The 26,019-nt window shown below is 36.3% G+C and carries 22 protein-coding genes; 11 read left to right on the forward strand and 11 right to left on the reverse strand.

Annotation, left to right across the window (positions count from 1 at the left end; translation table 11 throughout):
• Nucleotides 1-69: 69 nt before the first annotated feature.
• Nucleotides 70-2,475 (reverse strand): endopeptidase La, encoded by a 2,406-nt coding sequence (lon, locus tag H0S70_RS11815; RefSeq protein WP_031501276.1) that lies wholly within the window; start codon nucleotides 2,473-2,475, stop codon nucleotides 70-72.
• Between the two features lie 238 nt (nucleotides 2,476-2,713).
• Between lon and H0S70_RS11820 the strand changes: the two genes are divergently transcribed.
• The 7 genes from H0S70_RS11820 (at nucleotide 2,714) to H0S70_RS11850 (ending at nucleotide 10,322) form a co-directional block, all read left to right on the forward strand.
• Nucleotides 2,714-4,861 (forward strand): peptidylprolyl isomerase, encoded by a 2,148-nt coding sequence (locus H0S70_RS11820; RefSeq protein ID WP_188320939.1) that lies wholly within the window; start codon nucleotides 2,714-2,716, stop codon nucleotides 4,859-4,861.
• 127 nt (nucleotides 4,862-4,988) lie between these two features.
• On the forward strand, nucleotides 4,989-5,939 hold the full coding sequence (locus tag H0S70_RS11825) for an MlaD family protein (RefSeq protein ID WP_188320940.1): 951 nt from the start codon (nucleotides 4,989-4,991) through the stop codon (nucleotides 5,937-5,939).
• A 19-nt stretch (nucleotides 5,940-5,958) separates the two neighbouring features.
• Entirely contained in the window at nucleotides 5,959-7,290 is a 1,332-nt protein-coding gene (locus H0S70_RS11830) for a (Fe-S)-binding protein (protein ID WP_188320941.1), read from the forward strand.
• A 60-nt stretch (nucleotides 7,291-7,350) separates the two neighbouring features.
• Nucleotides 7,351-8,136, forward strand: coding sequence for a (Fe-S)-binding protein (locus H0S70_RS11835; RefSeq protein ID WP_188320942.1), 786 nt, complete (start codon nucleotides 7,351-7,353; stop codon nucleotides 8,134-8,136).
• Between the two features lie 57 nt (nucleotides 8,137-8,193).
• Complete coding sequence (locus tag H0S70_RS11840) at nucleotides 8,194-9,321, forward strand: hypothetical protein (RefSeq protein WP_188320943.1); 1,128 nt, start codon at nucleotides 8,194-8,196, stop codon at nucleotides 9,319-9,321.
• Nucleotides 9,322-9,342: 21 nt separating this feature from the next.
• Nucleotides 9,343-9,831, forward strand: coding sequence for a hypothetical protein (locus H0S70_RS11845; RefSeq protein WP_188320944.1), 489 nt, complete (start codon nucleotides 9,343-9,345; stop codon nucleotides 9,829-9,831).
• A gap of 5 nt (nucleotides 9,832-9,836) precedes the next feature.
• Nucleotides 9,837-10,322, forward strand: a complete 486-nt coding sequence (locus tag H0S70_RS11850) for an acyltransferase (protein ID WP_188320945.1) — start codon at nucleotides 9,837-9,839, stop codon at nucleotides 10,320-10,322.
• Nucleotides 10,323-11,141: 819 nt separating this feature from the next.
• Here H0S70_RS11850 and H0S70_RS11855 read toward each other — a convergent pair.
• On the reverse strand, nucleotides 11,142-11,669 hold the full coding sequence (locus H0S70_RS11855; RefSeq protein WP_188320946.1) for a hypothetical protein: 528 nt from the start codon (nucleotides 11,667-11,669) through the stop codon (nucleotides 11,142-11,144).
• A 41-nt stretch (nucleotides 11,670-11,710) separates the two neighbouring features.
• Between H0S70_RS11855 and H0S70_RS11860 the strand changes: the two genes are divergently transcribed.
• The 3 genes from H0S70_RS11860 (at nucleotide 11,711) to serS (ending at nucleotide 14,780) form a co-directional block, all read left to right on the forward strand.
• Nucleotides 11,711-12,922: a lipopolysaccharide biosynthesis protein gene (locus H0S70_RS11860; RefSeq protein ID WP_188320947.1), complete on the forward strand. Its 1,212-nt coding sequence runs from the start codon at nucleotides 11,711-11,713 to the stop codon at nucleotides 12,920-12,922.
• Between the two features lie 18 nt (nucleotides 12,923-12,940).
• Nucleotides 12,941-13,432, forward strand: coding sequence for a hypothetical protein (locus H0S70_RS11865; RefSeq protein WP_228453735.1), 492 nt, complete (start codon nucleotides 12,941-12,943; stop codon nucleotides 13,430-13,432).
• 79 nt (nucleotides 13,433-13,511) lie between these two features.
• Nucleotides 13,512-14,780 carry a serine--tRNA ligase gene (gene serS / locus H0S70_RS11870; RefSeq protein ID WP_188320948.1) on the forward strand — a complete coding sequence of 423 codons (1,269 nt, stop codon included), beginning with the start codon at nucleotides 13,512-13,514 and terminating at the stop codon, nucleotides 14,778-14,780.
• A 17-nt stretch (nucleotides 14,781-14,797) separates the two neighbouring features.
• Here the strand turns inward: serS and H0S70_RS11875 are convergent, their stop codons facing one another.
• The 9 genes from H0S70_RS11875 to H0S70_RS11915 form a co-directional block, all read right to left on the reverse strand.
• The gene (locus tag H0S70_RS11875) at nucleotides 14,798-16,144 is read right to left on the reverse strand and encodes an IS5 family transposase (RefSeq protein WP_088263474.1); all 1,347 of its coding nucleotides are present in this window, start codon (nucleotides 16,142-16,144) and stop codon (nucleotides 14,798-14,800) included.
• A 182-nt stretch (nucleotides 16,145-16,326) separates the two neighbouring features.
• Nucleotides 16,327-17,070: a sulfite exporter TauE/SafE family protein gene (locus H0S70_RS11880; protein ID WP_188320949.1), complete on the reverse strand. Its 744-nt coding sequence runs from the start codon at nucleotides 17,068-17,070 to the stop codon at nucleotides 16,327-16,329.
• The gene (locus tag H0S70_RS11885; protein WP_188320950.1) at nucleotides 17,061-17,516 is read right to left on the reverse strand and encodes a FixH family protein; all 456 of its coding nucleotides are present in this window, start codon (nucleotides 17,514-17,516) and stop codon (nucleotides 17,061-17,063) included. Before H0S70_RS11885 ends, H0S70_RS11880 begins: the two co-directional genes overlap by 10 nt.
• A 5-nt stretch (nucleotides 17,517-17,521) precedes the next feature.
• On the reverse strand, nucleotides 17,522-18,970 hold the full coding sequence (ccoG, locus tag H0S70_RS11890) for a cytochrome c oxidase accessory protein CcoG (protein ID WP_188320951.1): 1,449 nt from the start codon (nucleotides 18,968-18,970) through the stop codon (nucleotides 17,522-17,524).
• 96 nt (nucleotides 18,971-19,066) lie between these two features.
• Nucleotides 19,067-19,945 carry a c-type cytochrome gene (locus tag H0S70_RS11895; RefSeq protein WP_188320952.1) on the reverse strand — a complete coding sequence of 293 codons (879 nt, stop codon included), beginning with the start codon at nucleotides 19,943-19,945 and terminating at the stop codon, nucleotides 19,067-19,069.
• An 11-nt stretch (nucleotides 19,946-19,956) separates the two neighbouring features.
• On the reverse strand, nucleotides 19,957-20,151 hold the full coding sequence (locus tag H0S70_RS11900) for a cbb3-type cytochrome oxidase subunit 3 (RefSeq protein ID WP_031501305.1): 195 nt from the start codon (nucleotides 20,149-20,151) through the stop codon (nucleotides 19,957-19,959).
• Nucleotides 20,152-20,170: 19 nt separating this feature from the next.
• Complete coding sequence (ccoN, locus tag H0S70_RS11905) at nucleotides 20,171-22,450, reverse strand: cytochrome-c oxidase, cbb3-type subunit I (RefSeq protein ID WP_188320953.1); 2,280 nt, start codon at nucleotides 22,448-22,450, stop codon at nucleotides 20,171-20,173.
• A gap of 23 nt (nucleotides 22,451-22,473) precedes the next feature.
• Complete coding sequence (gene ccoS, locus H0S70_RS11910) at nucleotides 22,474-22,659, reverse strand: cbb3-type cytochrome oxidase assembly protein CcoS (RefSeq protein ID WP_188320954.1); 186 nt, start codon at nucleotides 22,657-22,659, stop codon at nucleotides 22,474-22,476.
• A 115-nt stretch (nucleotides 22,660-22,774) separates the two neighbouring features.
• Complete coding sequence (locus H0S70_RS11915; RefSeq protein ID WP_188320955.1) at nucleotides 22,775-25,165, reverse strand: heavy metal translocating P-type ATPase; 2,391 nt, start codon at nucleotides 25,163-25,165, stop codon at nucleotides 22,775-22,777.
• Between the two features lie 91 nt (nucleotides 25,166-25,256).
• Here H0S70_RS11915 and H0S70_RS11920 point away from each other — a divergent pair, with 91 nt between their 5' ends.
• Entirely contained in the window at nucleotides 25,257-25,970 is a 714-nt protein-coding gene (locus tag H0S70_RS11920; RefSeq protein ID WP_188320956.1) for a Crp/Fnr family transcriptional regulator, read from the forward strand.
• The last annotated feature ends 49 nt before the right edge of the window (nucleotides 25,971-26,019 follow it).

A 26,019-nucleotide genomic window follows, 5' to 3' on the forward strand; every position in this document is an offset into this window, starting at 1 on the left:
TCTTATAATTTCTTTAATTAAGCTATTAATTGAAAAATAAGATTACTTAATTATCGATTTCTATTGAAATTATTTTTCAATTGCAAGGTCGATTACTTCACTCATGCGGTTTACGTAATTGATTTTAAGAGTTTTTAGATAATCTTTTTTAATTTCTTCAACATCTTTTCTATTCGCTTCACACAAGATAATTTCGGTGATTCCGGCTCTTGCTGCAGCGAGTAATTTTTCTTTAATGCCGCCAACTGGAAGCACTTTCCCGCGAAGTGTAATTTCGCCGGTCATCGCAAGATGAGATTTTACTTTTTTGTTCTTAAAGCTTGAAACAATAGAAGTAAGCATTGCAATTCCTGCAGAGGGACCATCTTTTGGTGTTGCGCCTTCCGGAACGTGAACGTGGATGTTTTTCTTCTGAATATCTTCGGAAGAAATGCCCAATTCATCATGCTTTGCTTTGATGTATTCCAGCGCGATGGTTGCGGATTCTTTCATCACCGTTCCTAGATTTCCTGTCATTGAGAGATTTCCTTTTCCTTCGCTCAAGATGCTTTCAATGAAAAGGATGTCTCCACCAACTTGCGTCCATGCTAAACCTATTACCACACCGGGAACTCCGGTGATTTCTGATAAACTTTTTGGTCTTGGAACCCCCAAAATTTCATCAATTTTGCTGATGGTGATTTTTGGATCGTACACATTTTCTAAAGCGGTTTGCAAAGCTACCCATCTTGCTACCGAAGCGATCTGTTTTTCCAAACCACGCACGCCACTTTCCGAGGTGTGTGCATCTATAATATGTTTCAGTTCGGGATTTCCGAGTTTGAAAGATTTTGTATCAAGCCCATTTTCTGCTTGTTGTTTTTTAATTAAATGTCTTTTGGCGATTTCTACCTTTTCTTCTAAAGTGTAACCAGCAATCTGAATAATTTCCATTCTGTCCAACAAAGGTCGCTGAATGGTAGAAAGTGAGTTTGCGGTCGCAATAAACATTACTTTAGAAAGATCGTAACCCAGTTCTAGGAAATTATCATAGAAAGAATTATTCTGTTCCGGATCGAGAACTTCTAGTAAAGCGGAACTCGGATCTCCGTGAATTCCCTGTCCGATTTTATCGATTTCATCTAAAACGATCACCGGATTGGAGGTTCCTGCTTTTTTTATTGATTGTAAAATTCTACCTGCCATCGCACCGATATAGGTTTTTCGGTGTCCGCGAATTTCGGATTCATCGTGCAAACCGCCTAAAGAAACTCTCACATACTTTCTGCCAAGTGCGTCTGCAACAGATTTTCCGAGGGAAGTTTTACCAACTCCCGGAGGTCCAACCAAACATAAAATTGGCGATTTCATATTGTTTTTGAGTTTTAGGACCGCCATGTGTTCTAAAATTCTTTTTTTAATGTCTTCTAATCCAAAATGTGCTTTATCGAGAACTTTTTCGGCTTTACTAATATCGAAAATGTCTTTCGAATAAGATTCCCACGGAAGTTCGGTGAAAAAATCGAGGTAATTTCGCTGAACATTATAGTCTGGTGAATTTGGATTTTGTCGCTGAAGTCGGCTGATTTCTTTTTGGAAATGGTTTTCTACTTCTTCGTTCCATGATATTTTTTTTGCCTTTTGCAAAAGTTCTTCAATATCGGATTCTGGGCCGCCGCCAAGCTCTTCCTGAATGGCGCGCATTTGCTGGTTCAGGAAATATTCTCTCTGGCTTTTGTCGAGTTCGCGATTTGTTTTTTGATGAATTTGATTGCGCAATTCCAGTTTTCGGAAATCATTATGCATCAGTTCATAACATTTCTCGGCTCTGTTCATCAGGTTTTTTTCTTCCAGAAGTTTTTGTTTTTCTGCTGAAGAAAAATTTGCATTGGTACAAATAAAGTTCAGCAGATCTTCATTGTCGCTCATATTTTTGATCGCGAAATTTGCTGCATTTGGAATATTTGGATCCAAATCGACAATTTTTAACGCTAAATCTTTGATGTTTTCTATAAGCGCAGCATATTCTTCTGGTTTTTTAGAATTAACCTCTTTTAGTTTGGAAATTTCCGCTTTAAAATAAGGTTTGGATTCGGTGAATTTTTTAACGGTAAATCTTTGGAAACCCCGAGTAATCGCCGTAACGTTTCCTTCCGGTAGTTTAATAATTTTGATGATCTTTGCTAAAGTACCGGTTTTATAGAGGTCATCCTCAGTGGGATCTTCTATGCTCGAATTGTTTTGGCTCAAGATTCCAATATATTCGTTGTTCTTCTGTGCTTCTTCGAGAAGTTTGATCGACTTTTCGCGGCCCGCCGTAATCGGGATGACTACTTTCGGGAACATTACCATATTTCTAACCGGTAAAATCGGAAAAATCTTCTGTTCCGAATTTTCGGAAAGATCAACATCATTATCCATATTGATTTCTTCAGCGACAATGCTGAAACCTTCATCCATTATTTCATCAAAATTGAAATCTTCAAATTCTTTCATAATATTATAGAATGACAAAATGTCATGTAAATTAAAATATATTAATAAGCAAATTGAAAGTTTTGCTCTGTAACTCCCTAAAATAATTAGGCGCATCTAATTTCACAAGCATTGTGCCATTAGATAATTTAGCCAAAATTTCCATTTCTGGTAAAAATTATTTTTAAAAGGATTAATTTTTTTCTTAATCTGTTAAAAATGTGTATTTTCGCACACTGATAAAAATTATATAAATAAAATGGCAGTTTTAGGACAGATTAGAAACAGACCTTGGCTTTTGATGGGAATTATCGCATTGGCGATGTTGGCTTTCGTAGTAAACCCGGATAGTTTAGAGAAACTGTTTGGTGCGAATCCAGGTGTTTTAGGGAAAGTGAATGGCGAAGAAATTTCAAAAGAAGATTTTGATGATCAGCTTTTCATATTGCAACAGCAAGCTCAGCAACAAGGTCAACCAACTTCTGGTTTAGAAGAACAAGCATGGCAAATGTTGGTGCAATCCAAATTAATCAAACAACAATTTGAGAAAATGGGGCTTACGCTAACAGAAGAGATGTTCTGGAATCAATTGCAATATGATCCTATGTTTGCCCAAAATCCTGAAAATTTTGATGCTAAAGGCAATTTCAAAAGTCAGGAAATAAAGAAGCAAATTGAAGAGCTGAAAAACAGCGGAAATGTTGAGATGTACAACAATTGGTTGAAAACCAGAAAAGCTATTGAGTATAGAATGATGGCTAGACAATTTTTTGCGAACGTTTCAACCGGTATTACCGTAAGTAAAAAAGAAGCGGAAGAAATGATGAAGCAGAGAGATCAACTTGCTAATATCGATTATGTAAAAATTGATTATAACGCTTATGCGCAGAAAAATCCTATAAAAGTTTCTACTAAAGATTTGGAGGATTATATCAAGGCTCACCCGATCATGTTCAAAAGAGATGCGAGCAGAAATCTAGGAGTTGTATATTTCCCTGCAGCAGCAAGTGCGACTGACGATGCGGCAACTTTAGCTGAAATCACCAAACTTTATTCGCAAGGAAGCGACGTGAGCGGAGGAAAAGAAAATTTCCAAAATACAGCAAACGATTCCATGTTTGTTGCGTTAAATTCGGATATGCCTTTTAATCCACAATATTTTTCAGCGAACCAACTTCCTTCAGGAATTAAAGATAAAGTAGCAGCAGCAAGTCCTGGAACTACTTTCGGACCTTATAAAGAGCAAAATTTCTATGTTGTTTCTAAATTATTAGATAAGAAAACTTCAGATTCTACACTATCAAAACATATTTTGATTGCTTACAAAGGAGCGGAACGTTCTACAGCAACAAGAACTCAGGCAGAAGCGAAAAAAATTGCAGAAGACTTGTTGGCACAAATCAAAGCAAATCCGGCAAAATTTGCTGAAGGTTTAAAACTTTCTGACGAACCAAATGCTGTTGAAAGAAACGGAAGTGTGGGATGGACAACTCCTGAAACACCTTTCGCACCTGGATATTTGAATTTCTTGGCTTCTAATGCAAAAGGTAGTACTGGTATCGCGGAAACGCCTTTCGGTTATCACATCATCAATATCGAAGATAAAAAATCTGGAGCGATGACCTATAAAGTTGCCAACCTTGTGAAAGCAATTAAAGCATCTGACAAAACAGAAAACGAAGTTTATACGAAAGCAACCAAATTCATTCAGCAGGTGCAAGGGAAATCCTTCAACGATTTTGCGAATATTGCAAAGAAAAATAATTACCAATTTTTCAATCCGAAAGAAGTTGGCCGTTTCCAAGGGCAATTACCAGGTTTAGGAACCGATAAAGATGAAGAAATCATCGCTTGGGCTTTCGATAAAAAACGTGAAAAAGGAGATACAGACATTTTCACAGTGGATGGAACCGGTGACCGAGTTATTGTTTATTTGAACGGCGTACAAGATGCAGGAACAGCTGATGCAGAAGCGGTAAGGGAACAAATCGAACCAATTGTGATGAATAAATTGATCGCAAAACAAATTTCAGATAAAATTGCCGCAGCGAAAGCAACTTCATTAGATCAAATCGCGAAATTGTTCTCTACAGGAAAACAATCTGCACAAGTGAATTTGCTAAGCCCGCAACTTGCTGGAGCAATGGAACCTAAAGTAGCTGGAGCAGCATTCGGAGTGGCAAAAGGAAAACTTTCGAACCCTGTGGAAGGAGCAACCGGAGTTTATGTTTTGGTGAAAAAATCTGAAACGATCAACAAGCAACCCGGAGATGCAAAGCAGATTGCGCAGTCTATTGCAAGCCAAAATGCACAACAATTTGGGCAAGCATTGCTGAAAAGCCTTCAGGATAATGCCAAAATTAAAGATTATAGAATCGAAGTTTATAACAAGGCAGCACAACAATAAGCTCCTTACTAGCAATAAAATCAAAAGCGACTCTCTAAGGTCGCTTTTGGTGTCTTTTTAAACCAAGGCACAAAAATTGCGTTTCAGTAAAATGTATTATATTTGTTCATTAAAAAAATAAATCAGAGTGAAGTACTCAAAAGAAATAAAAGCAGGATTAATCGCACTTTTAGCGATCGTAGGGTTTGTAATTCTATTCCAATTTATGAAAGGCAAAAGCCTTTTCACCACCGATAATATTTTCTATGCCAAATTCGACAATGTTGAAGGGCTAGAAGCTTCGAACCCGGTATCAATAAATGGTTTGAAAGTGGGCCAGGTTGATCAAATCATACCAGTTACCGAAAAAGACGGTAAAATTCACTTTGTGGTGAAAGTTACGGTGGATGATGAATTTATATTTTCCAAAAAATCAACCCTTGAAATCTTCGAACCAGGGCTAATGTCCGGCAAGCAAATGCGTGTCAATCTTGCTTACGGAAATCCGATGGCAAAAGATGGCGATACTTTGGCTGGAGCTTTCACCCTTTCGATGATGAATAATATTTCCTCGCAAGTGGGTCCGGTGAAAGATCAATTGCAAATTGTTTTGAAGCGTGTAGATTCTCTTGCCAATAATGCAAACCAGATTCTTAATGATCAAAACAAAGCTGAAATTAAAGCTTTATTGCAAAACCTTAACCGAACCGTAGCTTCCTTCGAAGGAACATCTCGACAAGCTAATGCGTTGCTCGCTAACAATGATCCGCGTGTTCAGCAAGTTCTCGATAATGCAAATTTAGCAACGATTAGCGCCAGAACTGCGATTGATAAATACGGAAGAGTGGCGGAACAAGTAGATGTGCAAAAGCTTAATAATACAATTGATAAACTCAGTCTTACTGCAGATAAATTAAATGGTGTTATTTCCGGCATACAGAATGGTGAAGGATCGCTTGGAAAATTGACGAAAGATGAAGAACTTTACAGAAATCTAAATGAATCTTCGCAAAACCTAAATAAACTGATTCTTGATTTGAAAGAAAACCCAAAGAGATACCTCAATTTCTCTGTATTTGGGAAAAACAGTTCCAACTAAAGACTAAAAACCTCTCAATATGCAATATATTGACAATATCATTTTCTTGATCGCCCTTATCGCAGGCTTTGGACTTTTTTTTAAAAGTATAAAAGAAATTTACCGTAACATCAAACTCGGAAGAGCCATCGATCGAACCGATCATCCGTCCGAAAGATGGAAAACCATGGGAAAAGTAGCGCTCGGACAGAGCAAAATGACCAAACGTCCGATAGCCGGATTTTTGCACATTTTGGTTTATGTGGGTTTTGTGATCATTAATATTGAATTATTAGAAATTATTGTTGATGGAATTTTCGGTACCCACCGTTTTCTTTCAGGGATTTTAGGACATTCTTTGTATGCTGCTTTTACTGCGACTTTGGACGTTTTAGCACTTTTGGTGGTTTTTGCGGTCGTGGTATTTTTTATCCGTAGAAATTTCTATGGAGTGAAAAGACTCAACATGAAAGAACTTTTCGGTTGGCCAAAAATTGATGCAAACTGGATTTTAATTATCGAATTTGCATTGATGATGGCTTTCTTTACAATGAATGCCGCAGATTGGGTTCTTCAGCAAAGAGGCGTTCTTGCCGAACACGGAAGTTTCCCGATTTCGTCCAATATTTTAGCTCCAATTTTCAATAATTTTAGCGATAATACCTTAATTTTTATCGAAAGAGCCGCTTGGTGGTTTCATTTCCTGGGAATTCTTTTCTTTATGAATTACCTCTATTATTCGAAACATTTGCATATTATTCTTGCATTTCCAAACACATGGTTTGCGAATTTACAGCCGAAAGGAAAATTCAATAATCTGGATTCGGTTACCAAAGAAATTAAACTGATGATGGATCCCAACGCTGATCCTTACGCAGCTCCTGCAGATGCAGATCCGAACGCAGTTCCTGATAAATTCGGTGCCAATGATATTTTCGATTTGAATCAGGTTCAGTTGTTGAATGCTTATTCTTGCACAGAGTGCGGAAGATGTACGGCGGTTTGTCCGGCGAATATTACAGGCAAAAAACTTTCACCACGAAAAATTATGATGGACACCCGCGACAGAATTGAAGAAGTGGGTAAAAACATTAATAAAAACGGAAAATTTGTCGATGATGGCAAAAAGTTACTCGACGATTATATTTCAAGAGAGGAACTTTGGGCATGTACCACCTGTAACGCTTGTGTGGAGGACTGTCCGGTGTTAATTGATCCGTTGTCTATTATTTTTGAAATGCGCAGATTCCTGGTGATGGAGCAGTCTTCAGCGCCACAGGAATTAAATCTGATGATGACCAATATTGAAAACAATGCTGCACCGTGGCAGTACAACCAAGCTGATCGACTAAAATGGGCAACCGAAAACTAAGTTCTAAAACATTTGAAAATCGGATAATTTGATAATTGCTCCTTAATTACTTATAAAAACATGGATTTCACAATAAAAACAATGGCAGAATATGCTGCCGAAGGAAAAGCACCGGAAGTTTTATTTTTCGTTGGTTGCGCAGGAAGTTTTGATGATAGAGCGAAGAAAATTACCAAAGCATTCTGCAAAATTTTGCACAAAGTAGGAGTGGAATTTGCGGTTCTTGGTCAAGAAGAATCGTGCAATGGTGATCCCGCAAAACGAGCTGGAAACGAATTCATTTTTCAGATGATGGCATTAACCAATATCGAAATTATGAATGCTTATGAGGTGAAAAGAATCGTAACCTCTTGTCCGCATTGTTTCAATATTATTAAAAATGAATATCCAGGTTTAGGCGGAAAATACGAAGTAATGCATCACACCCAATTCCTGAAAAAATTGATGGAAGAAGGACGATTGAAAATAGAAGGAGGTAGCTTTAAAGGCAAAAAAATCACTTTCCACGATCCGTGTTATCTCGGAAGAGGGAATGATGAATATGAAGCGCCAAGAATGCTTCTAGAAAAATTAGATGCGGAATTAGTAGAAATGAAACGTTGCAAATCCAACGGACTTTGCTGTGGAGCCGGTGGTGCACAAATGTTCAAAGAACCTGAAAAAGGTAACAAAGACATCAACATAGAAAGAACGGAAGAAGCTTTAGCAGAAACTCCAAATATCATCGCTACCGGTTGTCCTTTCTGCAATACCATGATGACCGATGGCGTGAAACATTTCAACAAGAACACTGAAGTCGCCGTAAAAGACATCGTAGAACTTCTTGCGGAAGCGGAGGATTTGTAATATTGAGGGCTTTAAAATATTTATTTAAAAATTTTAACGGAATTATAAAACTCAAACGTGAACATAAAGTACATTATTTCTTGTCTGTTTCTTTTTGTACTTGGTGTTTTAACTGTTTCTTGTTACCAAAATAGAGTTTACGATTGGGATATGCCCGGTTATTTGGGAAGTATTTATACTTGGGAATATCCCCAAAATCCAGAATATGTTCATGAGCTGGTGTATAGCACAATAAAAAAAGAAGCGTCTCCGAAAGAGTATCATGATATAATTGCATATAATGAAGCCAACAAGGTTTTCGTGAAGAATTTTAAGGCTTTTGGAGAGCAATTGCCTTATTATCAAATCAAAGTAGGATACAACGCGGTTGTTTATGTTCTCTATAAATTAGGAGTTTCGGGGCCACATGCGGTACTTTTACTCAATATATTTTCTTACTTCTTTTGTGGAGTTCTGCTTTTTTATTTATTTAAATCTTTCTTTCCGAACAATCACTTTTTAGCCGCTACTTTGAGTTTGTTTTTAATGTGGTTTCCAGCGGTAAGAAGTATGGCGCAGAATCCAACACCGGATATTTTTCTATTGGTTTTCATGCTTTTGTTTGTCATCAATGTTATTCAAAATAAAAATCAGGTCTGGAGATATATTATTTTGCTTTGTTGCGTTCTTATTCGGCCAGATTTTATTTTATTCGCACTTACTTATCTTCTCGCAGTTTTTGTATATGATTATTTGAAAAAAGATAAAAAAATAGGTTTTCATCTTATTTTACAAGGCTTTTCATTAATGTTGATTTACCTTTTTATCATAAAATTTTATCATTATCCGGGCTGGAAAGATGTGTTTTATGATACTTTCATCTACCGAAGACCAATTATTTCTGCTCAAAAAGCAGATTTTACTTTCGTAGAATATCGGGATTTCATTATTTTGAAATTAATTAATTTTAAAAAAGTTACTCTTCTTTCACTTTTTCTATTAGGAGCAACATTTTATTTTTCAAAGGATTTATGGATAAGGATTTTGGCCTCGTTGTTTTTTGTAAACATTTTTATTAAATTTCTATTTTTTCCACAAGGCGGGACTTTAAGGTTTTTCATTGGATTTGTAATGCTTTTATTCATCATTTTCTTATTTGCATTGAGCAAGAAATATGGGAAACACCAAATCAAGAAAATTGCGTAATTTTATCCTTTAAAAAAAAGAATGAAAATAGAAGAATCAAACATAATAGAAACTAGTGATTATAGAGTGATTATTTTTCCTGCATCACGACCTTTTTCACCTAAAGAAAGCAAAATAATTACCGAAAAATTATATGATTTTCTGGCGACGTGGGCTGCTCACGGCAAACCGCTTTCATCTTCATTTAAAATCGAGAAAAATCAATTTATTGTGATTTGTGTTGACGAAGAAAAAGAAGCTGCTTCCGGCTGCAGCATCGATGCTTTGGGAACTGTGATGAGAGAAATGGATTCGGAATTTGAATTGGGACTATTTGATAGAATGAAAGCTAGTTTCATCGAAAACGGAGAAACCAAAACCATGAAATTGCAAGATTTCCGAAAAGGTTTGAAAGAAAAAACCATTTCGTCCGACATCGAAGTATTCGATTTTTCGAAGAATTCTTATGTCGCTTTTTTAAGTGATTTTCTTTTGCCTCTCAACAGAAGCTGGGCAGGAAGTATAGTATAAAATTTATGTTGAAGAAGATACTCAAATTAGCATTAAGAAACAGTGATTATTCGCTGAGTTTTATTGTGCTAGATTTTCTTTTTAGAAAAATTTTAAAAAGAAATTCAGGTGTAAAGTGGCCGGTTCATTTCACAACGACCATTCACAATCCTGAAAAATTGAGAGTTGGAAAGAATACTTATCCCGGAGATTCTCCTGGTATTTATATCAATGCACAAATGGGTATTAGTATTGGCGATAACACCAATATTGGACCCAATGTAGTGATGGTTTCAGCTAATCATGATCCAATTCTTAATTCAAACTTTTTGCCATCAGAACCTATTTATATAGGCGCTGATTGTTGGATTGGTGGAAATGCCTGCATTTTGCCGGGTGTTAGGCTTGGTGACAGAACTATTGTTGGGGCCGGTAGTGTGGTTACAAAGAGTTTCCCAAAGGGTAATTGTATTATTGCCGGAAATCCGGCTAAAATAATCAGAATTTTATGAGGATAAGTTTACTACTGAGCTCCCTCCATTTTTTTTCATTTAAAAATAAAATGCTTAATAAACATTGTTCCACAAAAAAGACATCTGCGAAAAAATAAAGGACAGTGTGTATAATGATTACCAGCCAGAATAATAAATTATCCCATCTTTTTGTAAAAAAACCGAACATAAAACTACCTTCTCCCAAAAATATAATGTATGTGCCGAGATTTAGAATCCATTCGTTGTTTATAAAGAATTGGTATATGGGCAGATATATTGTGTTTTTTCCGGAATAAATTATCCATGAAACATTTTCTTTAAAAGCAAAACTTCCAAATTCATATTGGAAAATACTGCCATTGTAGAATTTTAAAAAAAATGCCGAAGCATACATCCAGCAAACATAGTAACGAAAGCCTTCCCAAATTAAATTAAAATTTTCTGCCTTCTTGAACATGAAACATAGCGGTAAAAGAATAATACCAGACAATAAATGTGAACTGTGTCCATAATTAATATTGACACCGATACAATAAAAAAGAATCAATAGCCAAAATGAAAATACTAATATTCTGTTAAATGGCTTTAGGAATACAATAAGGGAAAATAAAGTGAGCAATAAAGTAAAGATAATTGAAGTAGTTTTATTTTGAAAAATAAAATTTAGTCCAGAATTATAAAAAAGAATATTAGAAAAATCCTGTTCTAAATTAAATATAACAGGTTGCTGAAACTGATATGGAAGTAGTCCAGAGCTAAATCTTAATGCTAAAAAAAGAAAAAAAAATAAGAAAACAAAGTGAGCAATTATTTTCTTATAAGGGTATATGTTTCTTATCATTTTCTGTAAATTAGAATTAGACTATCAGAAATTATTTTTTGTTGATTTCCTAAGTAGGATACTTTTAATAATCTTATTTTTAGCTCATTGGTTCTATTTTTATCATCAAATTTACTAAATCGAGCAAGCCATGGGGGAAATTTATCTAAATTTTGTGCAGCACGATACGAATCCTCAAATGATTTAATTTCAAAACCTAGATTTGAAAGTCTTTTATTCCAGTTCGGAGCAAATAATGGTTGTTTTTTTTTCGCTCTTATATAAAATCCAGTAAGAAACTGGTAGGCCAATTGTCTGTTATGAAGCCAAGGTAATTTATATTCCAAGGGTTTTCCGTTTTTTTCAATAACAAAAAAACTATAACTGTCAATTTTAGGATATGGTGTAGAAAAGACGCCCCAATTTACAATAGGGAAACTATTTTGTTTAGTGAAAGTAATGAAAATATTTGCTATAATAAACACCATTGTAAAGAAGAAAATTTTCCTATTTCTTTGATAGCATAGTGAAAGATAATTTTTCATTTATAAATCGAGTTAAAAGTGTATATTTGTGTTAGCTAGCAATGGATATAAAGAAAATTTTTATTGGTAACAAGGGCGTCTGGGTAGGTGCTGCAATGTTGCTGTCCAAAATTAGCAATTTTATAATAACAATCCAAACTGCCCATTTGCTAACGGAGAAAGAGCTAGGGGGGGTGCTATATAACCTAAATTATCTCTCATTTTTTATTCCGCTTGTTGGTTTAGGATCGTATCAGGGAAGTCTGCGCTACGGTTCGCTGGAAAAAGATGAAGTAGTTCGAAAACAGCTCTACAATTATTCTTTTTATTGGGGATTTATTTTTCAGCTGGTACTAACAGTTCTAATGTGTTTACTTTCTTTAGCTATACTAAAAGAAGCCGGAAAAATTGAAATTTTACTTCTGTTATCTGTACGTTTCTTTGGACTTTTTTTAATGGAGCAGGCCAAAGCAGAATATAGAGCCAGTGGGGATAATCGATCTTTTGCAAAGATAGATTTGTTATTCAGTATGGTTTCGGTAATTTTAACTGCTGTTCTTACTTGTTTTTTCAAAGTTCAGGGATATATTTGGGCTTTAATGTGTGCGCCATATTGTGTTTTGCTTATTCATAAATTTAAATTAAGAAAAGGTAGTATTAAAATTCCATACGGTGAATTTTGGAACTACAACTTTTTTACTGCCTTTACTTTGCAAATTTGGCAATGGATTTTTATTATAGATGTGTTCATGGTGGGGTATTTTTTTTCTAAAGAGTCGGTTGCTTACTACAAGATAAGTTCAATGATACCTTTTAATGTATTGTTTATCCCCCAAGTCATTATGCAGACAGAATATGTTAATTTTTGTGTAAATCAGAATGATAAAAATTATTTTATTGATTTTCTTAAAAATTATTTTAAGTGGATGTTTCTAGTTTCTATTTGTTTATTGGGAGTGAGTTATTTTTTTTCCGAAGAAATAATGGCGCTTTTTGGAATAAATTATCGCAATCCAGAGATTTTTAAAATTCTTATTTGGGCATCAGTAAGTTCTTTGTTTTTTAGAATACCATTTGGCAATCTTCTTGCGGCGCGTGGACTTTCTAAATATAATTTAATAACGGCGGTTGTTTCTTTGGTTTTGTTAGTGGTATTAGGAAATATAATGAAGGAGTCTTTTGGTTTGAAAGGAATAGCCTATGCTAGTATTATATCAATAAGTCTTTCAGGGTTGTTATCCTGCATTCTTTTTTTTAGAAGTTTTAAAAAATAATTATCTTGTAGAATTAACATGAAACATATTGTTCTTTTATTTTTTTTATGTTTATTTTCTTGTCGGGCAGAGGGAGAGAATCAAGCCCAGCAAATCGATCAGATACTTCAGGTTTATATTGATTCGGCAGGTCAAGATATGCTGAATTCCAATTTGAAGGGTGGCTACACGAACATTTCCATGAACGACGTTTATGGAATTACCGATAATGCTCCGGTGAGTTTTAATCAAAAAAAAGATGCTGATACAATAAGCTATATTGAATATGTTGCCGGTTCCCGAAGAGTTCTTGTCGATTCCTCGGCTTCTCAGAAAATTTACGAATCTAAAATCGCTTTAGCAATGACCAAAGTTATCAACGATTCTACCAACTATTCTATTAATGACACGATGATTGTGCACTATAATTCTTCTCCTACGCTTTTCCAGGTGGCAAACGTTTGGTATAATGGGCAACTTAAATTTACCAAAGTACAAGATCAGCCGAACATCGTAAAAATCGTGAAATAATCACTAAATTTGTGCTCAATCGATCACTTGGTCATCGAACCGATTATTAAAATCATAATTATACAATTTTCACTCCGTTATGTTACAGGTTAATTTTTTGCGCGAAAACAAAGAACGCATTTTGCAGGGTTTACAGAAAAGAAATTTCAAACAACTGGACTTGGTTGATGAAGCTATTTCTGCCGATGACGAAAGAAAAAAATTCCAGTTCGAACTCGACCAGAATTTGGCCGAGATGAACAAAATTTCAAAAGAAATTGGAATTCTGATGAAAGATGGAAAAAAAGAAGAAGCAGAGGCAGCTAAATCTAAAACTGCAGAATTTAAAGAAAACTCGCAAAACCTTCAGCAAAATTTAAAAGAAACCGAAGCTCGACTTTTGGAAATTCTTTATCTAATTCCGAATATTCCTTACGAAAAAGTAGTTGCGGGAACTTCCGCTGATGACAACGAAATCATCTACCAATCTCATGATGTAGAAGGTTTGGACGAAGGTGCTATTCCGCACTGGGAATTGGCGAAGAAATATAACTTAATTGATTTTGAACTCGGTGTGAAGATTGCCGGAGCAGGTTTTCCGGTATATTTCGGGAAAGGAGCGAGATTGCAAAGAGCGCTCGTGCAATATTTTCTTGATAAAAACACCGATGCCGGTTATTTGGAAGTGAATCCGCCTCATGTGGTGAATGAAGCTTCTGGTTACGGAACAGGACAACTTCCTGATAAAGAAGGTCAAATGTATTTTGTAAACGAAGATAATCTTTATTTAATACCTACTGCGGAAGTTCCTGTGACCAATTTGTACAGAGATGTTTTGTTGGATGAGAAAGAGTTGCCAATCAAAAACACCTCATTTTCACAATGCTATCGAAGAGAAGCTGGTAGTTATGGCGCCCATGTTCGTGGTTTGAACCGTTTGCACCAATTCGAGAAAGTGGAAATCGTTCGTTTAGAAAAACCTGAAAATTCTTACGCAGCTTTGGAAGAAATGGTTGAACACGTAAAATCTATTTTGACTGATCTAGAGCTACCTTTCAGGATTTTAAGACTTTGTGGCGGAGATATGGGTTTTACTTCAGCGATGACTTACGATTTCGAAGTTTGGAGTGCAGCGCAAGAAAAATGGTTGGAAGTGTCTTCCGTTTCCAATTTCGAAACCTTCCAGGCAAATCGTTTGAAATGTCGTTTCAAAGGCGAAGGAAGAACTCAATTGGTTCATACTCTAAATGGTTCTGCAATGGCTTTGCCAAGAATTATGGCAGCACTTTTGGAAAATAACCAAACAGAAAACGGAATTCGTATCCCAGAGAAAATTGCAGCTTACACCAGATTTGAGTTGATCGACTAAAATTATTTAGTCGTTCCTTAACAATATAAATATTTTCTTTTTATTGTGAAAAAATATGCAGCAAAGAGGAAATTCTGCAAAGAAAAATATAGCCAACGAAGATTGGCTTTAAGAATCTCCATCATTTTCTTCATATTCCAGGCAGTTGCTGCTAGGAAGGCATTGATTTGAGGCCCCGTTTCTCCCATAAAGTAATTTTTAGCCAGCCTGAAATCAGTTTTTAAATGTCCGATGATAGGCTCTATGGCAGCTCTGGTTCTGAATTTTTTGCGCTTTGTTTGTTTCTGGTAGAGGGTGTCTTTTTTTCTCGGTGGACCTGGAATGGAGATTTTCACTCCTTTTATTTCCGATTTCCCTTTTCCGCCACGGTCGTAAACCAGTTCTTTGGGAAGGGGTTGGCCACCTGTTTCCATTTGTTCCAAAAGTGGTTCAATGGTGTGACCATCATAAGGGGTTTGTAAAAATGCTTTAATTGCGAGAATGATTTTTTTTCCTTTATTAGCGGTGGTGATCAAGCCCACTTTATTCCCGAATTCGTATTGTTTATGCGCTTTTCCTTTGGCGATGCATTGGGTAAAAGGTTTGTGCAGGCTGTAAATTTTATCGGTACCTTTTCTTTCCTGAGTGACGGCTTTGGAGTAAAGAGCGAGTAAATCTTTGTAGAATTCTTTTTGTTCAGGAGTAAAGTTGCGCTCCAGTTCGCGTACCATCCTCAGGGCAATAGTCTTTAATCGTCTTGCAGATTTTCTTGCTCCTTTGGCTCGCTTAGGATGTTTGCCATTATAGGTGTCACGAACCAATTGTTTACTGACTTTCGTGTAGCGTTGTCTTTGTTTTATGCCTTCTTTTTCGGCTATTTTGTTGCAATAATCAATTACTTTCTTGCACAATTTTGCATCGGTGGGAAAAGTGGTATTATTCTCCTGAACAGTAGTGTCTGATAAAACAAAGTTCGAGGTCTTCGTCTTTACATCGTGCATCCTTACGCTGTAGGCGAAGATTTTCTCAATTCCCTTCTCGCCAATTCTTTTTCGGAAATGAACCAAATTGCTCGGGTCACACGGAAACTCGTGTTCAAAGAAAACCCTGCCACAAAAATATTGCATGTAAGGATTCATAATCCAGGCTTTTTCTAAAGTCTCATCGCCCAAATTGTAAAGGTGTTTCAGAAGCAGACAGCCCACCATAAACCGGATCGGATGGCTTGCGTTTCCTTTCTTGGAATATAGGGAGGCGAATTCTTTTTCAAAATAATTCCAATCAACTTTTTCTGCAAGCAAAACAAGTTCGTGCGTATTATCAATAAAATCTATCAACATAGGACGGAATAATTCTGGCAGTTTCTCTGGATTTTTTCCCAACATATTTGCAAGGTTTTAAGGCTCTAAGATACAAAAGCCTGCAAGAAAACACAAGTGAAATATTGATTAAAACACTAATATTCAATATGTTAAACACATTTTAAGGAGCGACTATTTAAACACATTAAAACCACCGTGATTGCGGTGGTTTTATTTTTGTGAATTATTATTTTTTCAATTAATAATTAATGGCAACTGTGGTGATTACCTTGTTGGTGATCAATGGAATTGTTGTGAATTACTTGCAATGCTTCTTTTTTTGGTGAAACATAAGGAATGCCTATTTCTAATCCACGAAGGATGAAAAGACTTCCCAAAATGATCATCATTACAGGAACAAATTTTAAAATTTTGATTCTGAAAGCAGTTGTCATTAAATTTCCTACAAGAACCACGAAAAACATGAACGGTAAAGTTCCTAACCCGAAAAGCGCCATAAAAACTGAACTTTGCCAAACTCCGCCTGCTGCCAAACTTGCTGTTAGAGCCATGTAAACCATTCCGCAAGGCAAGAAACCATTGAGAATACCTGTGGTGAAACGAGATCTGTAATCGGCTTTTTGAAGAAGTTTTCCCAAGTTCATTTTTACGGTGAAAAGGAATTTAGAGAGAAAAGGAATTTTGGAAGCAAAATCTTTTCCACCAAATGAAAACAATGCCATTAAAATCAATAAAACACCAACGCCTATGGTTAAATATTGCTGAAAGCCAACCATTTGAAAACCTTGCCCAACGATTCCCAAAATTCCGCCTAAAAATGTATAAGTGGCTATCCTTCCGAACTGATAAGTGAGGTTTTGGAGGTAATAATTGGAAGCTTGTTTTTTGGTCAATCCCATTGAAAGTGCGATAGGACCGCACATTCCAATACAGTGGAAACCGGATGCGAATCCTAAACCCAATGCCGAAATGATGAGTGCTATTTCCATTGAACGTCGTAATCGAGTTGATAAGGTTTTTTGTTTTCTTTCCAACTTACTTTCAAGGTGTATGATCCTGCTGAAAGTACTTTCGAAGGAATAGTAAATTGCTTACTTCCGTCCAAAGTAATTTCTTTTTTCACATCAAGATTTCCGTCGTCGGTACGGAAAAGGGTGAAATTTACTTTGGAATCATCGATATTGCTGTTTTGCGGGAATACAATTTTAATTCCGTTTTTATCTTGGCTATACGCAGGTTTTTGGCTTAAAGTTTCTGCGTTATTTTTAGCATCAATCACTTGTTGATAGGTGAGTTCATCTTGATAATAATCATCCGAAATAAGTTCGGAATTCTTCATTCCGCTGGAGTAAACGAAGATTAAAAAAAGAATAAATATGATGAAAGAACCGAGCGCTATTGCGACACCGTGCCCCCAATTGAGTTTTTTTAGCATTTTAATTAAAATTGTAATTTAAATGGACCTTCAAAATAGGTTTCGAAGGTATCCAGTAGTTCTCCTTTTTGATCGTAAACCCCTATTTTCACTTTCTGTTTGGAAAGTTTAATTTCCTTTTCCGGGAAACTGATGTTCACTGTTCCTTTGGTTATTTGATCTTTTTTGAGAAGAATTTTATCGGCTGTACTTAATGTTACCGTTCCGTGAGCTGGCTCCATAATTTTTATGGTCACGAGCTGGTCTTTGTTGGATTTATTAAGGAAGGTGTAGTTGTAGATATTGGTAATCTGTCCGTCTCGCACAAAATACGTAGAACCGGCCGGTTTGATGAATTTGGCTTCCATCGTACCACGATTACTAAGCAAGAATCCTAAAAAGCCAAGCATCAGCAACAAAACAACAGAATAAGCCTTCATTCTTCCGGTAAATTTGAAAGGAGCTTCTTTTTCGATTTCTTCTTCTGTAGCATATCGAATTAAACCTGTTGGTAAACCTACCTTCACCATCACTTCATCGCAAGCGTCTATACATGCTGTACAGTTCACACATTCAAGTTGCTGCCCGTTTCGGATATCAATTCCAGTAGGACATACTACAACACATTGGTTACAATCGATACAATCGCCTTTTCCTTGTGCTTTTCGGTCTTCGCCTTTTCTCCATTTCGAACGCTTTTCTCCTCTTTTGAAATCGTAATATACGTTGATGGTTTGCTTATCAATAAGCACCCCTTGTAATCTTCCGTATGGACAAACCAAGGTGCAGACCTGCTCTCTGAACCATGCAAAAGTGAAATAAAAGGCGGCCGTGAAGACAATCATTACCAAAAAGCTGGTAAAATTATTGAAAGGACCTTCTTTAACCATGTTAAAGACTTCTTGATATCCCACAATATACATAAACATCCAATGAGTGATGATTAAGGAAATAATGAGGAATATTGACCATTTCAAGGATCTCTTCCAGATTTTTTCAGAATTCCATTCTTGTCGGTCGAGTTTCATTTGTTTGTTTCGGTCTCCTTCGATTAAATAGTCAATTTTTCTGAAAATCATTTCAAGAAAAATGGTTTGTGGACAGATCCATCCGCAGAAAATTCGCCCGAAAACTACGGTAAACAAAATGATAAAAACAATAGAAGTAATTGCTCCTAAAGCTAAAATAAAGAAATCTTGCGGGAAAAAGGGTTGCCCGAAAATGAAAAACTGCCGATCAATTACATTGATGAGAAGCACGGGATTGCCATTGATTTTTAAAAAAGGAAGGATAAAAAATACGGCCAATAGGAAATATGCTACTATGGTTCTATAATTAGTATATTTCCCGCTAGGTTTTCTAGGAAAAATCCATTTTCTTTTTCCTGCATTATCCATGGTTCCCACCGAATCTCTGAACGTTTCGGGATCTACTACTTGTCCTTGTCCGCCTCTAAAATTTTGATCTTCTGCCATTGTTATTTATTTTTTAAATAAAAAAACATAATCCGTTATCTTATTTTACAAAAATAACGAATTATGTTTTCAAAAGCTATTGTTTTACTCGATTACTTACTTTTCCCAATGGGCAGGTGTACCTTGTGGTGCAGCACCACCTTCAGCAGGAGTAATAGGTTTTTGTTCTTGGTTAATATGATAAACATAAGCTGCCACATTTTGGATATCAAATCCGGTAAGTACCCCATTTTTGCCCCAAGCTTGCATGGTTGGGTTGTTTGGAGAACCATTTTCAACAATATGGAATACGTTTTTAAACAAAGTTTTTTCTGGTTGATTAATCCAATAATTATCAGTCAGGTTCGGACCAATTCCTCCTTTCCCTCCGTCGCCGTGACAAGAAACGCAGTTGGTTTTGAAAACCTCTGCACCTGCTTCGATATTGTCAGGTGAGTACACCGCATTTTCGATGGTTGGCGGAGGTGTATTTTTTACATATTCAGCGATGCTTGCGGTTTGAGCTTTATACTCTTCGTCATACTCGTTCTCTTGGTGTGCAAAATCCGTGAAAGCGAAAGACAGCATGTAAATTGCACAATAGGAAACCCCAAACCAGAAAAGGCCGAGCCACCACTTTGGCAATTGGTTATCGAGCTCCATAATTCCGTCGAAGCCATGGTCGATCAGAATGTCTTTTTCTTCAGTTGCAGATTGCTTTTTGAATGCACTATTGTAAAGTGCCTTAAAGTAAGGAACTTTTTTAGTTTCTAGATAAGCTTTTTTCTCCTCTTCGGAAAGTGCCTTAAACTTTGCATTTTCAATTAAGTCTCCGATTGAATTATGGATCAGGGCGATAATAGTAGAAATAACTGCAGTACCCCAAAAATACGGAGAGCTAAGAAAAGACGCATTTTGAACAAACATGTAAAATACAATATATAAAATACAAAGTATTATGAGTATGGTAACGTATACCGGCGTTCTTTGTTTCATTTTTAGATAGTTTAAAAGTTGTTGTCTTCAGTGATATCGTCTTGTAAAGGTGCGTTTGCTTCCTCGTCGTAGTGCTTTTTCGGACGAGAAAAAACATAATACACAATCCCTAGAAAAAAGACAAGGAAAAATAACATTGCTATTGTTTGCAAAAAGCCAACGTTTTCACTATTTCCAAGTATTTCTTTTACATTTTGAGGTATCATTGAATACTTTTTTTAATGATTAATTAGTACTTGCGGTTTTGATTTCAGTAGTTTTGATATCTGTACCCAATCTTTGCAAATACGCAATCAAAGCGACGATTTCTTTTTTCTCTAGCGGAGTAAAGCTAGCCCCTTCAGCAGCTTTTCTTTGTTCGTAAGCTTCTTTTACGTCGGTTGCTTCCGAGTAAATTTGTTTTACAATATATGCTGCCTGGTTATCGGCCCACTGATCTGCTGAATCGATTTGCGCCTTGGTGTAAGGAACATCAAATGTGTTCTTCATCAATTTGATTTTATCAACCATTTGGCTTCTATCCAAATCATTAGCAATTAACCAAGGATAACGTGGCATGATGGAACCTGCGGATGTTACTCTTGGGTTCAGCATGTGTTTATAGTGCCAAGAACTTGGGTTTTTGCCACCTTCTCTGTGCAAATCCGGACCTGTTCTTTTAGATCCCCAAAGGAATGGTCTGTCGTAAATAAATTCTCCCGCTTTTGAATATTGTCCGTTTTTACCGTTGAATCTTACAACTTCATCACGGAAAGGTCGAATCATTTGGCTATGACAAGAGTTACAACCTTCTCTAATGTATAAATCTCTACCTTCTAATTCCAACGGAGAATATGGTTTTACTGCTGAAATCGTAGGTACATTATCTTTAATAACTAGCGTCGGTACAATTTCTACAAAGCCACCGATTGCTACTGCTACAAAAGACAATATGGTTAATAACAAAGGAGTTCTCTCTAACCATAGGTGGAAACCTTCTCCTTCTTTTCTCTTCTTGGTTACCTCTGCAAGTGCAGGAGCTTCTGCTGGTACTTCTTTTTGGAAAGAGCCGCTTCTTACCGTAGCGATTACGTTTACTACCATTAAAATAGCTCCGAAAATATAAAGCACACCACCTACAAATCTCATTTGGTAATAAGGGATAATCGCAGTTACCGTATCCAACCAGTTTTTGTAAACCAACGTTCCATCAGGGTTGAATTGTTTCCACATTAATCCTTGTTGGAAACCTGCAATGTACAATGGTATTGCATAGAAAATAATTCCTAAAGTTCCTAACCAAAAATGCCAGTTCGCTAATTTTACAGACCAAAGTTTGGTTCTCCAAAGAATTGGTAACAAATAATAAATCATACCAAAAGTTATGAATCCGTTCCATCCTAACGCTCCAACATGAACGTGACCAATAACCCAGTCGGTATAGTGACCGATTTTGTTTAATGTTTTAGTGGCTAATAATGGACCTTCAAATGTAGCCATACCGTAACAAGTTACCGCCACTACAAAGAATTTAAGAACAGGATTTTCTCTCACTTTATCCCATGCACCTCTCAAAGTAAGGAGACCGTTAAGCATTCCACCCCAAGAAGGAGCGATAAGCATGATAGAGAAACCTGTAGCCAACGCCTGTGCCCAACCTGGTACTGCAGTATATTGCAAGTGGTGAGGACCAGCCCAGATATAAACAAAGATCAAAGACCAGAAGTGAATAATTGATAATTTATAAGAAAATACAGGTCTGTCTGCTGCTTTTGGTAAGAAATAGTACATCAAGCCCAGAATTGGTGTTGTCAATACAAAAGCAACCGCATTGTGCCCGTACCACCATTGTACCAAAGCGTCTTTTACCCCTGCGTAAGCGGAATAAGATTTCCAACCGCCGAAAGATAATGGCACTTCTAAGTTGTTGAATATGTGCAACATTGCTACTGCTACCCAAGTTCCCAAGTAGAACCAAATGGCAACATATAGGTGACGAACTCTTCTCACAGCAATGGTTCCAATCATATTTACTCCGAAGATAACCCAAACCACAGTGATCAAAATATCGATTGGCCACTCGTGTTCTGCATACTCTTTAGAGGTGTTGATACCCATCAAGAAAGTAATTACCACAGAAACAATCATCAGTTGCCATCCCCAGAAATGAATCCAAGAAAGCGTATCGCTCCACATTCTGGTTTTTAGTAATCGCTGCATAGAATAATAAGCTCCCGCAAAAAAACCATTCGCAACGAATGCAAAAATTACTGCACTGGTGTGTAGCATTCTGATTCGCCCAAAACCAAAGGCTCCTTGGGTGTTGATTAATCCCTGAAGGTTACCACTCTGCAAACTTTTGATGGTAGCATCATCTGTCCCAAAGAAAAACTCAGGAAGTTCCGGGTAGAAAAGCATTAATGCTGCAGTAAGACCCAATAAGAAACCTACAAGTCCGAAAACTATGGTTGCATAAAGGAACGCACGCACAATGCTGTTGTCATAACTAAATTTTTGTGTTTCCATATAAACTAATCACTTTTTTTCTGCTATAAATTTATTTTTTTTTCTTGATTTTCCGGTTCTTCCTTGATGATTTCCGAATCCAAAAGAATTCTAACCGCTGGTGATTCATCGTCTTCAAACTGTCCCTTTTTCGCATTCACTATAAAAATGATCAAAAAGATAACAGCTAAAGTTACACTGCAAAGAATCATTAAATATAAGATGTCCATTTTTATGCAAAATTAACGTATAAAACGTCCCCAAATTTAGCGAAAAATAATGATAATAATCATTAAATGTTAAATTTAGTTAATTTAAAATATTTCTAAATAAAAATCAGGTCGCTTACTTCCTGATTTTAAAGTACTTTGTGCTTCTAGCCCAAGTTGAAACGGAAGTAAAGGCTACAACACTAATTGAACTGATTGGCATTAAAATCGCAGCGAAAATGGGAGACATATGACCAGTCACAGCAAATCCCAAACCGATGATGTTGTACATAAAACTGATCCCAAAAGTGAATTTTACAATTCGCATCGCATCTTTCGAAAACCGCAAATACTTATCAAAAAGTTCAAGTTTTTCACCAGACATGATCACATCCGAAGAAGGCGTGAAAGAATTGGTGTCATCAGCAATCGCGATTCCTACATTACTTTGTTTTAGAGCTCCGGCGTCATTCAAGCCATCACCCAGCATCGCAACTTTATGCTGCTGATCTTGTAGATTCTTAATGTAATTCAACTTGTCTTCCGGACTTTGGTTGAATGCCATTCCCCCAGCATTGGGTATCATTGATTTAAGTTGTTTTTCTTCCGAAGAATTGTCGCCGCTGAGAATGTGGATTTCATAGGAATTTAACTTCTGAAACAACGAATTCAAATTTGCCCGATATTCATTTTTGAAAATATATTTTCCTAAAAACTCCTCGTTTTTACTGATGTAAACTGCTGTTTCTAAGTTTTCGGAGACTTTCCCAACCAATTTAGCAGATCCTATCTTGTAATGATTTCCCCGAACCATGGCTTCGTAACCTTTCCCTGGAATTTCCCTGAAGTTTTCAATTGGAAAATATTCATCATTCACCTCCAAAAATTCATAAATTGATTTCGATAATGGATGGTTGGAATTTTTAAATAAACTTTTAATGTTTTTTAAATCAAATTCTTGGAGTTCAGCGCCTTCATATTTAATATTTGATTTTTTGTGATGGGTAATGGTTCCGGTTTTATCGAAAACCAAGGTGTCGATTTTCGAAAGTTTTTCAATCGTGAGGGTATCCTTTACATAAAATTTATTTCTGCCCAAAATCCTCATCACATGTCCGAAAGTAAATGGAGCGGAAAGTGCTAAAGCGCAAGGACAAGCGATAATAAGAATCGCGGCAACCACCTGAAACATTTTTTCGAAATCAATTCTTCCCCAGTATATTCCGGCAATTAATGTGATGCCTAAAATAATGAAAGTGAAGTATTTGGAGATTTCATTTGTTAAAGTGTCGAGTCCGGTTTCGTATTTTTTGAAGGCTTCTTTATTCCAAAGTTGAGTCAAATAACTTTGGTTTACCGTTTTGATGACTTCGAGTTCCAGCGCAGAACCTAATTGTTTTCCGCCGGCAAAGATCTTGTCGCCAGGTTTTTTCGGAATTGAGGCGCTTTCACCTGTGATAAAACTGTTGTCAATATTTCCTTCACCATTAATTAAGATTCCATCAACAGGGATAATTTCCTGGTTTCTTACCATAATTCTATCGCCGATTTGCAACTCCGAAAGCAAAATATTCTCTTGCTTTCCGTTGAAATCAACTTTTGTTACAGCGATCGGGTAAAAAGATTTGTAATCTCTGTCGTAGGCCAATGCACTATACGTTCTTTTTTGGAAAACTTTTCCGAGCAGCATGAAAAATAAAAGTCCACACAGCGTATCGAAATATCCGGCTCCATAATCTGTGACAACCTCATAAATACTGCGTCCATAAAGCATGATGATTCCCAAAACAATCGGTACATCAATATTTACTATTTTATTTTTCAAGCCATACCAAGCAGATTTAAAATAATCTGAAGCGGAATAAAAAACCACAGGAGTTGCCAAAAGAAACATGATGAATCGGAACAAATTCTTGTAGGTTTCCATCCAGTAATCGGTAGTTCCTGCCCATTGGCTCGTATATTCCGGTAAGCTGAAGAACATTCCATTCCCGAAAGCAAAACCGGCAATTGCCAATTTAATAAGCAAAGTTTTATCGAGGAATTCTTCTTTTTTGTCAGCAGTTTCTAGGTTCACAACCGGTTTATAACCTAAATTGGTGAGAAATTTTGCAAGTTCGCTGAGTTTTAATTCTTCGTGGTTGAAAGAAATTTGAACGTTTTTCCGGGTAAAATTTACTTGGGAATAATGAATATTGCTATTCAAAGTATGAAGACTTTCTAAAAGCCAAATGCAGGATGAGCAATGAATCACCGGTATTTTGAAAGTGACAAGGCTAGTTTTGCCCTCAGAGAAATCGGTTATCGTACTGAAAATCTCTGGCGTATCGAGGTAGTCGAATTGTGAAGTTTGCTCGTTATCTGGTCGAATTCCCGAGCGCTTATTGAGTTCGTAGAAATTACTTAAATTATTGATATTCAGTATTTCATAAACGGATTTACACCCATTGCAACAGAAGATTTTATCATCAAATGCAATGCGTTCTTTCTCAATATTCTGGCCACAATGAAAACAGTTTTCAGACACTTTCCTATAAATTTGACTTGCAAAATTATGATAAATAAATTTGTCTCTGGGGTTTAAAAAACCTATTTTTGCTGATAAATGTCATAAAATAATGTCTTTAGAAAAACAAACGCTCATTGAAGAAAATTTACAAAAAGTTTTCAGTGACGAATCCTTCAAAGAAATGCTCTCCCTGGAAGATTTTAATGCATACCTTTCCGCAAAACAAACTCTTAAATTTCATAAAGGAGAAACCATCTTCGAGGATGGTGGAACCCCAAATGGTGTTTATTTTTTAAGCAAAGGAACCGCAAAATTGTCTAAACAAGGGGTTTATGGCAAGGAACAAATTCTAAGATTCATAAAAGAAGGCGATTTAATTGGTTACCGATCTTTGCTTTGTGGCGAAGATTTTCAGGCAAAAGCTGAAGCAATGACCGAGGTGGAAGCACAGTTTTTACCTTCTGATATTTTCCTTCATCTTTTAGAAGTAGCTCCTAGACTTTCATTTGTAATGCTTCAGAAAATTGCTTTCGAATTGGGCGAGTCTGCAAACACCGTAACTTTCCTTGCACAAAAGACAGTTCGAGAAAGATTGGCGGAAATCCTTTTGCTCCTAGAACAAAAACTGGGAACGGATCCCGAGGGCTTCATCAAAATTTCATTGACCAGAGAAGAAATTGCAAACATCATTGGGACCGCTACTGAAAGTGCTATTCGATTAATTTCAGAATTTAAACAAGATGGTTTGATTGAGGTTGAAGGTAGAAATTTAAAAATATTAAATCACGATAAACTCATTAAATTAGGTCACGTTGTGATGTGATTTCAGAGGTGCTCTACGCCAAAAATCATCTCATAATATTCATTTTTAA

The organism is Chryseobacterium manosquense (genome assembly GCF_014623485.1).
GTDB lineage: Bacteria > Bacteroidota > Bacteroidia > Flavobacteriales > Weeksellaceae > Kaistella > Kaistella haifensis.

Coding starts and splice junctions, on each gene's coding strand:
- H0S70_RS11830 (WP_188320941.1), top strand. CDS start 5,959: ATGCAATATATTGACAATATCATTTTCTTGATCGCCCTTATCGCAGGC.
- ccoS (WP_188320954.1), bottom strand. CDS start 22,659: ATGGACATCTTATATTTAATGATTCTTTGCAGTGTAACTTTAGCTGTT.
- H0S70_RS11820 (WP_188320939.1), top strand. CDS start 2,714: ATGGCAGTTTTAGGACAGATTAGAAACAGACCTTGGCTTTTGATGGGA.
- serS (WP_188320948.1), top strand. CDS start 13,512: ATGTTACAGGTTAATTTTTTGCGCGAAAACAAAGAACGCATTTTGCAG.
- H0S70_RS11885 (WP_188320950.1), bottom strand. CDS start 17,516: ATGCTAAAAAAACTCAATTGGGGGCACGGTGTCGCAATAGCGCTCGGT.
- H0S70_RS11895 (WP_188320952.1), bottom strand. CDS start 19,945: ATGAAACAAAGAACGCCGGTATACGTTACCATACTCATAATACTTTGT.
- ccoG (WP_188320951.1), bottom strand. CDS start 18,970: ATGGCAGAAGATCAAAATTTTAGAGGCGGACAAGGACAAGTAGTAGAT.
- H0S70_RS11835 (WP_188320942.1), top strand. CDS start 7,351: ATGGATTTCACAATAAAAACAATGGCAGAATATGCTGCCGAAGGAAAA.
- ccoN (WP_188320953.1), bottom strand. CDS start 22,450: ATGGAAACACAAAAATTTAGTTATGACAACAGCATTGTGCGTGCGTTC.
- H0S70_RS11920 (WP_188320956.1), top strand. CDS start 25,257: ATGTCTTTAGAAAAACAAACGCTCATTGAAGAAAATTTACAAAAAGTT.
- H0S70_RS11850 (WP_188320945.1), top strand. CDS start 9,837: ATGTTGAAGAAGATACTCAAATTAGCATTAAGAAACAGTGATTATTCG.
- H0S70_RS11860 (WP_188320947.1), top strand. CDS start 11,711: ATGGATATAAAGAAAATTTTTATTGGTAACAAGGGCGTCTGGGTAGGT.
- H0S70_RS11880 (WP_188320949.1), bottom strand. CDS start 17,070: ATGGAAATAGCACTCATCATTTCGGCATTGGGTTTAGGATTCGCATCC.
- H0S70_RS11900 (WP_031501305.1), bottom strand. CDS start 20,151: ATGATACCTCAAAATGTAAAAGAAATACTTGGAAATAGTGAAAACGTT.
- lon (WP_031501276.1), bottom strand. CDS start 2,475: ATGAAAGAATTTGAAGATTTCAATTTTGATGAAATAATGGATGAAGGT.
- H0S70_RS11845 (WP_188320944.1), top strand. CDS start 9,343: ATGAAAATAGAAGAATCAAACATAATAGAAACTAGTGATTATAGAGTG.
- H0S70_RS11875 (WP_088263474.1), bottom strand. CDS start 16,144: ATGTTGGGAAAAAATCCAGAGAAACTGCCAGAATTATTCCGTCCTATG.
- H0S70_RS11865 (WP_228453735.1), top strand. CDS start 12,941: ATGAAACATATTGTTCTTTTATTTTTTTTATGTTTATTTTCTTGTCGG.
- H0S70_RS11855 (WP_188320946.1), bottom strand. CDS start 11,669: ATGAAAAATTATCTTTCACTATGCTATCAAAGAAATAGGAAAATTTTC.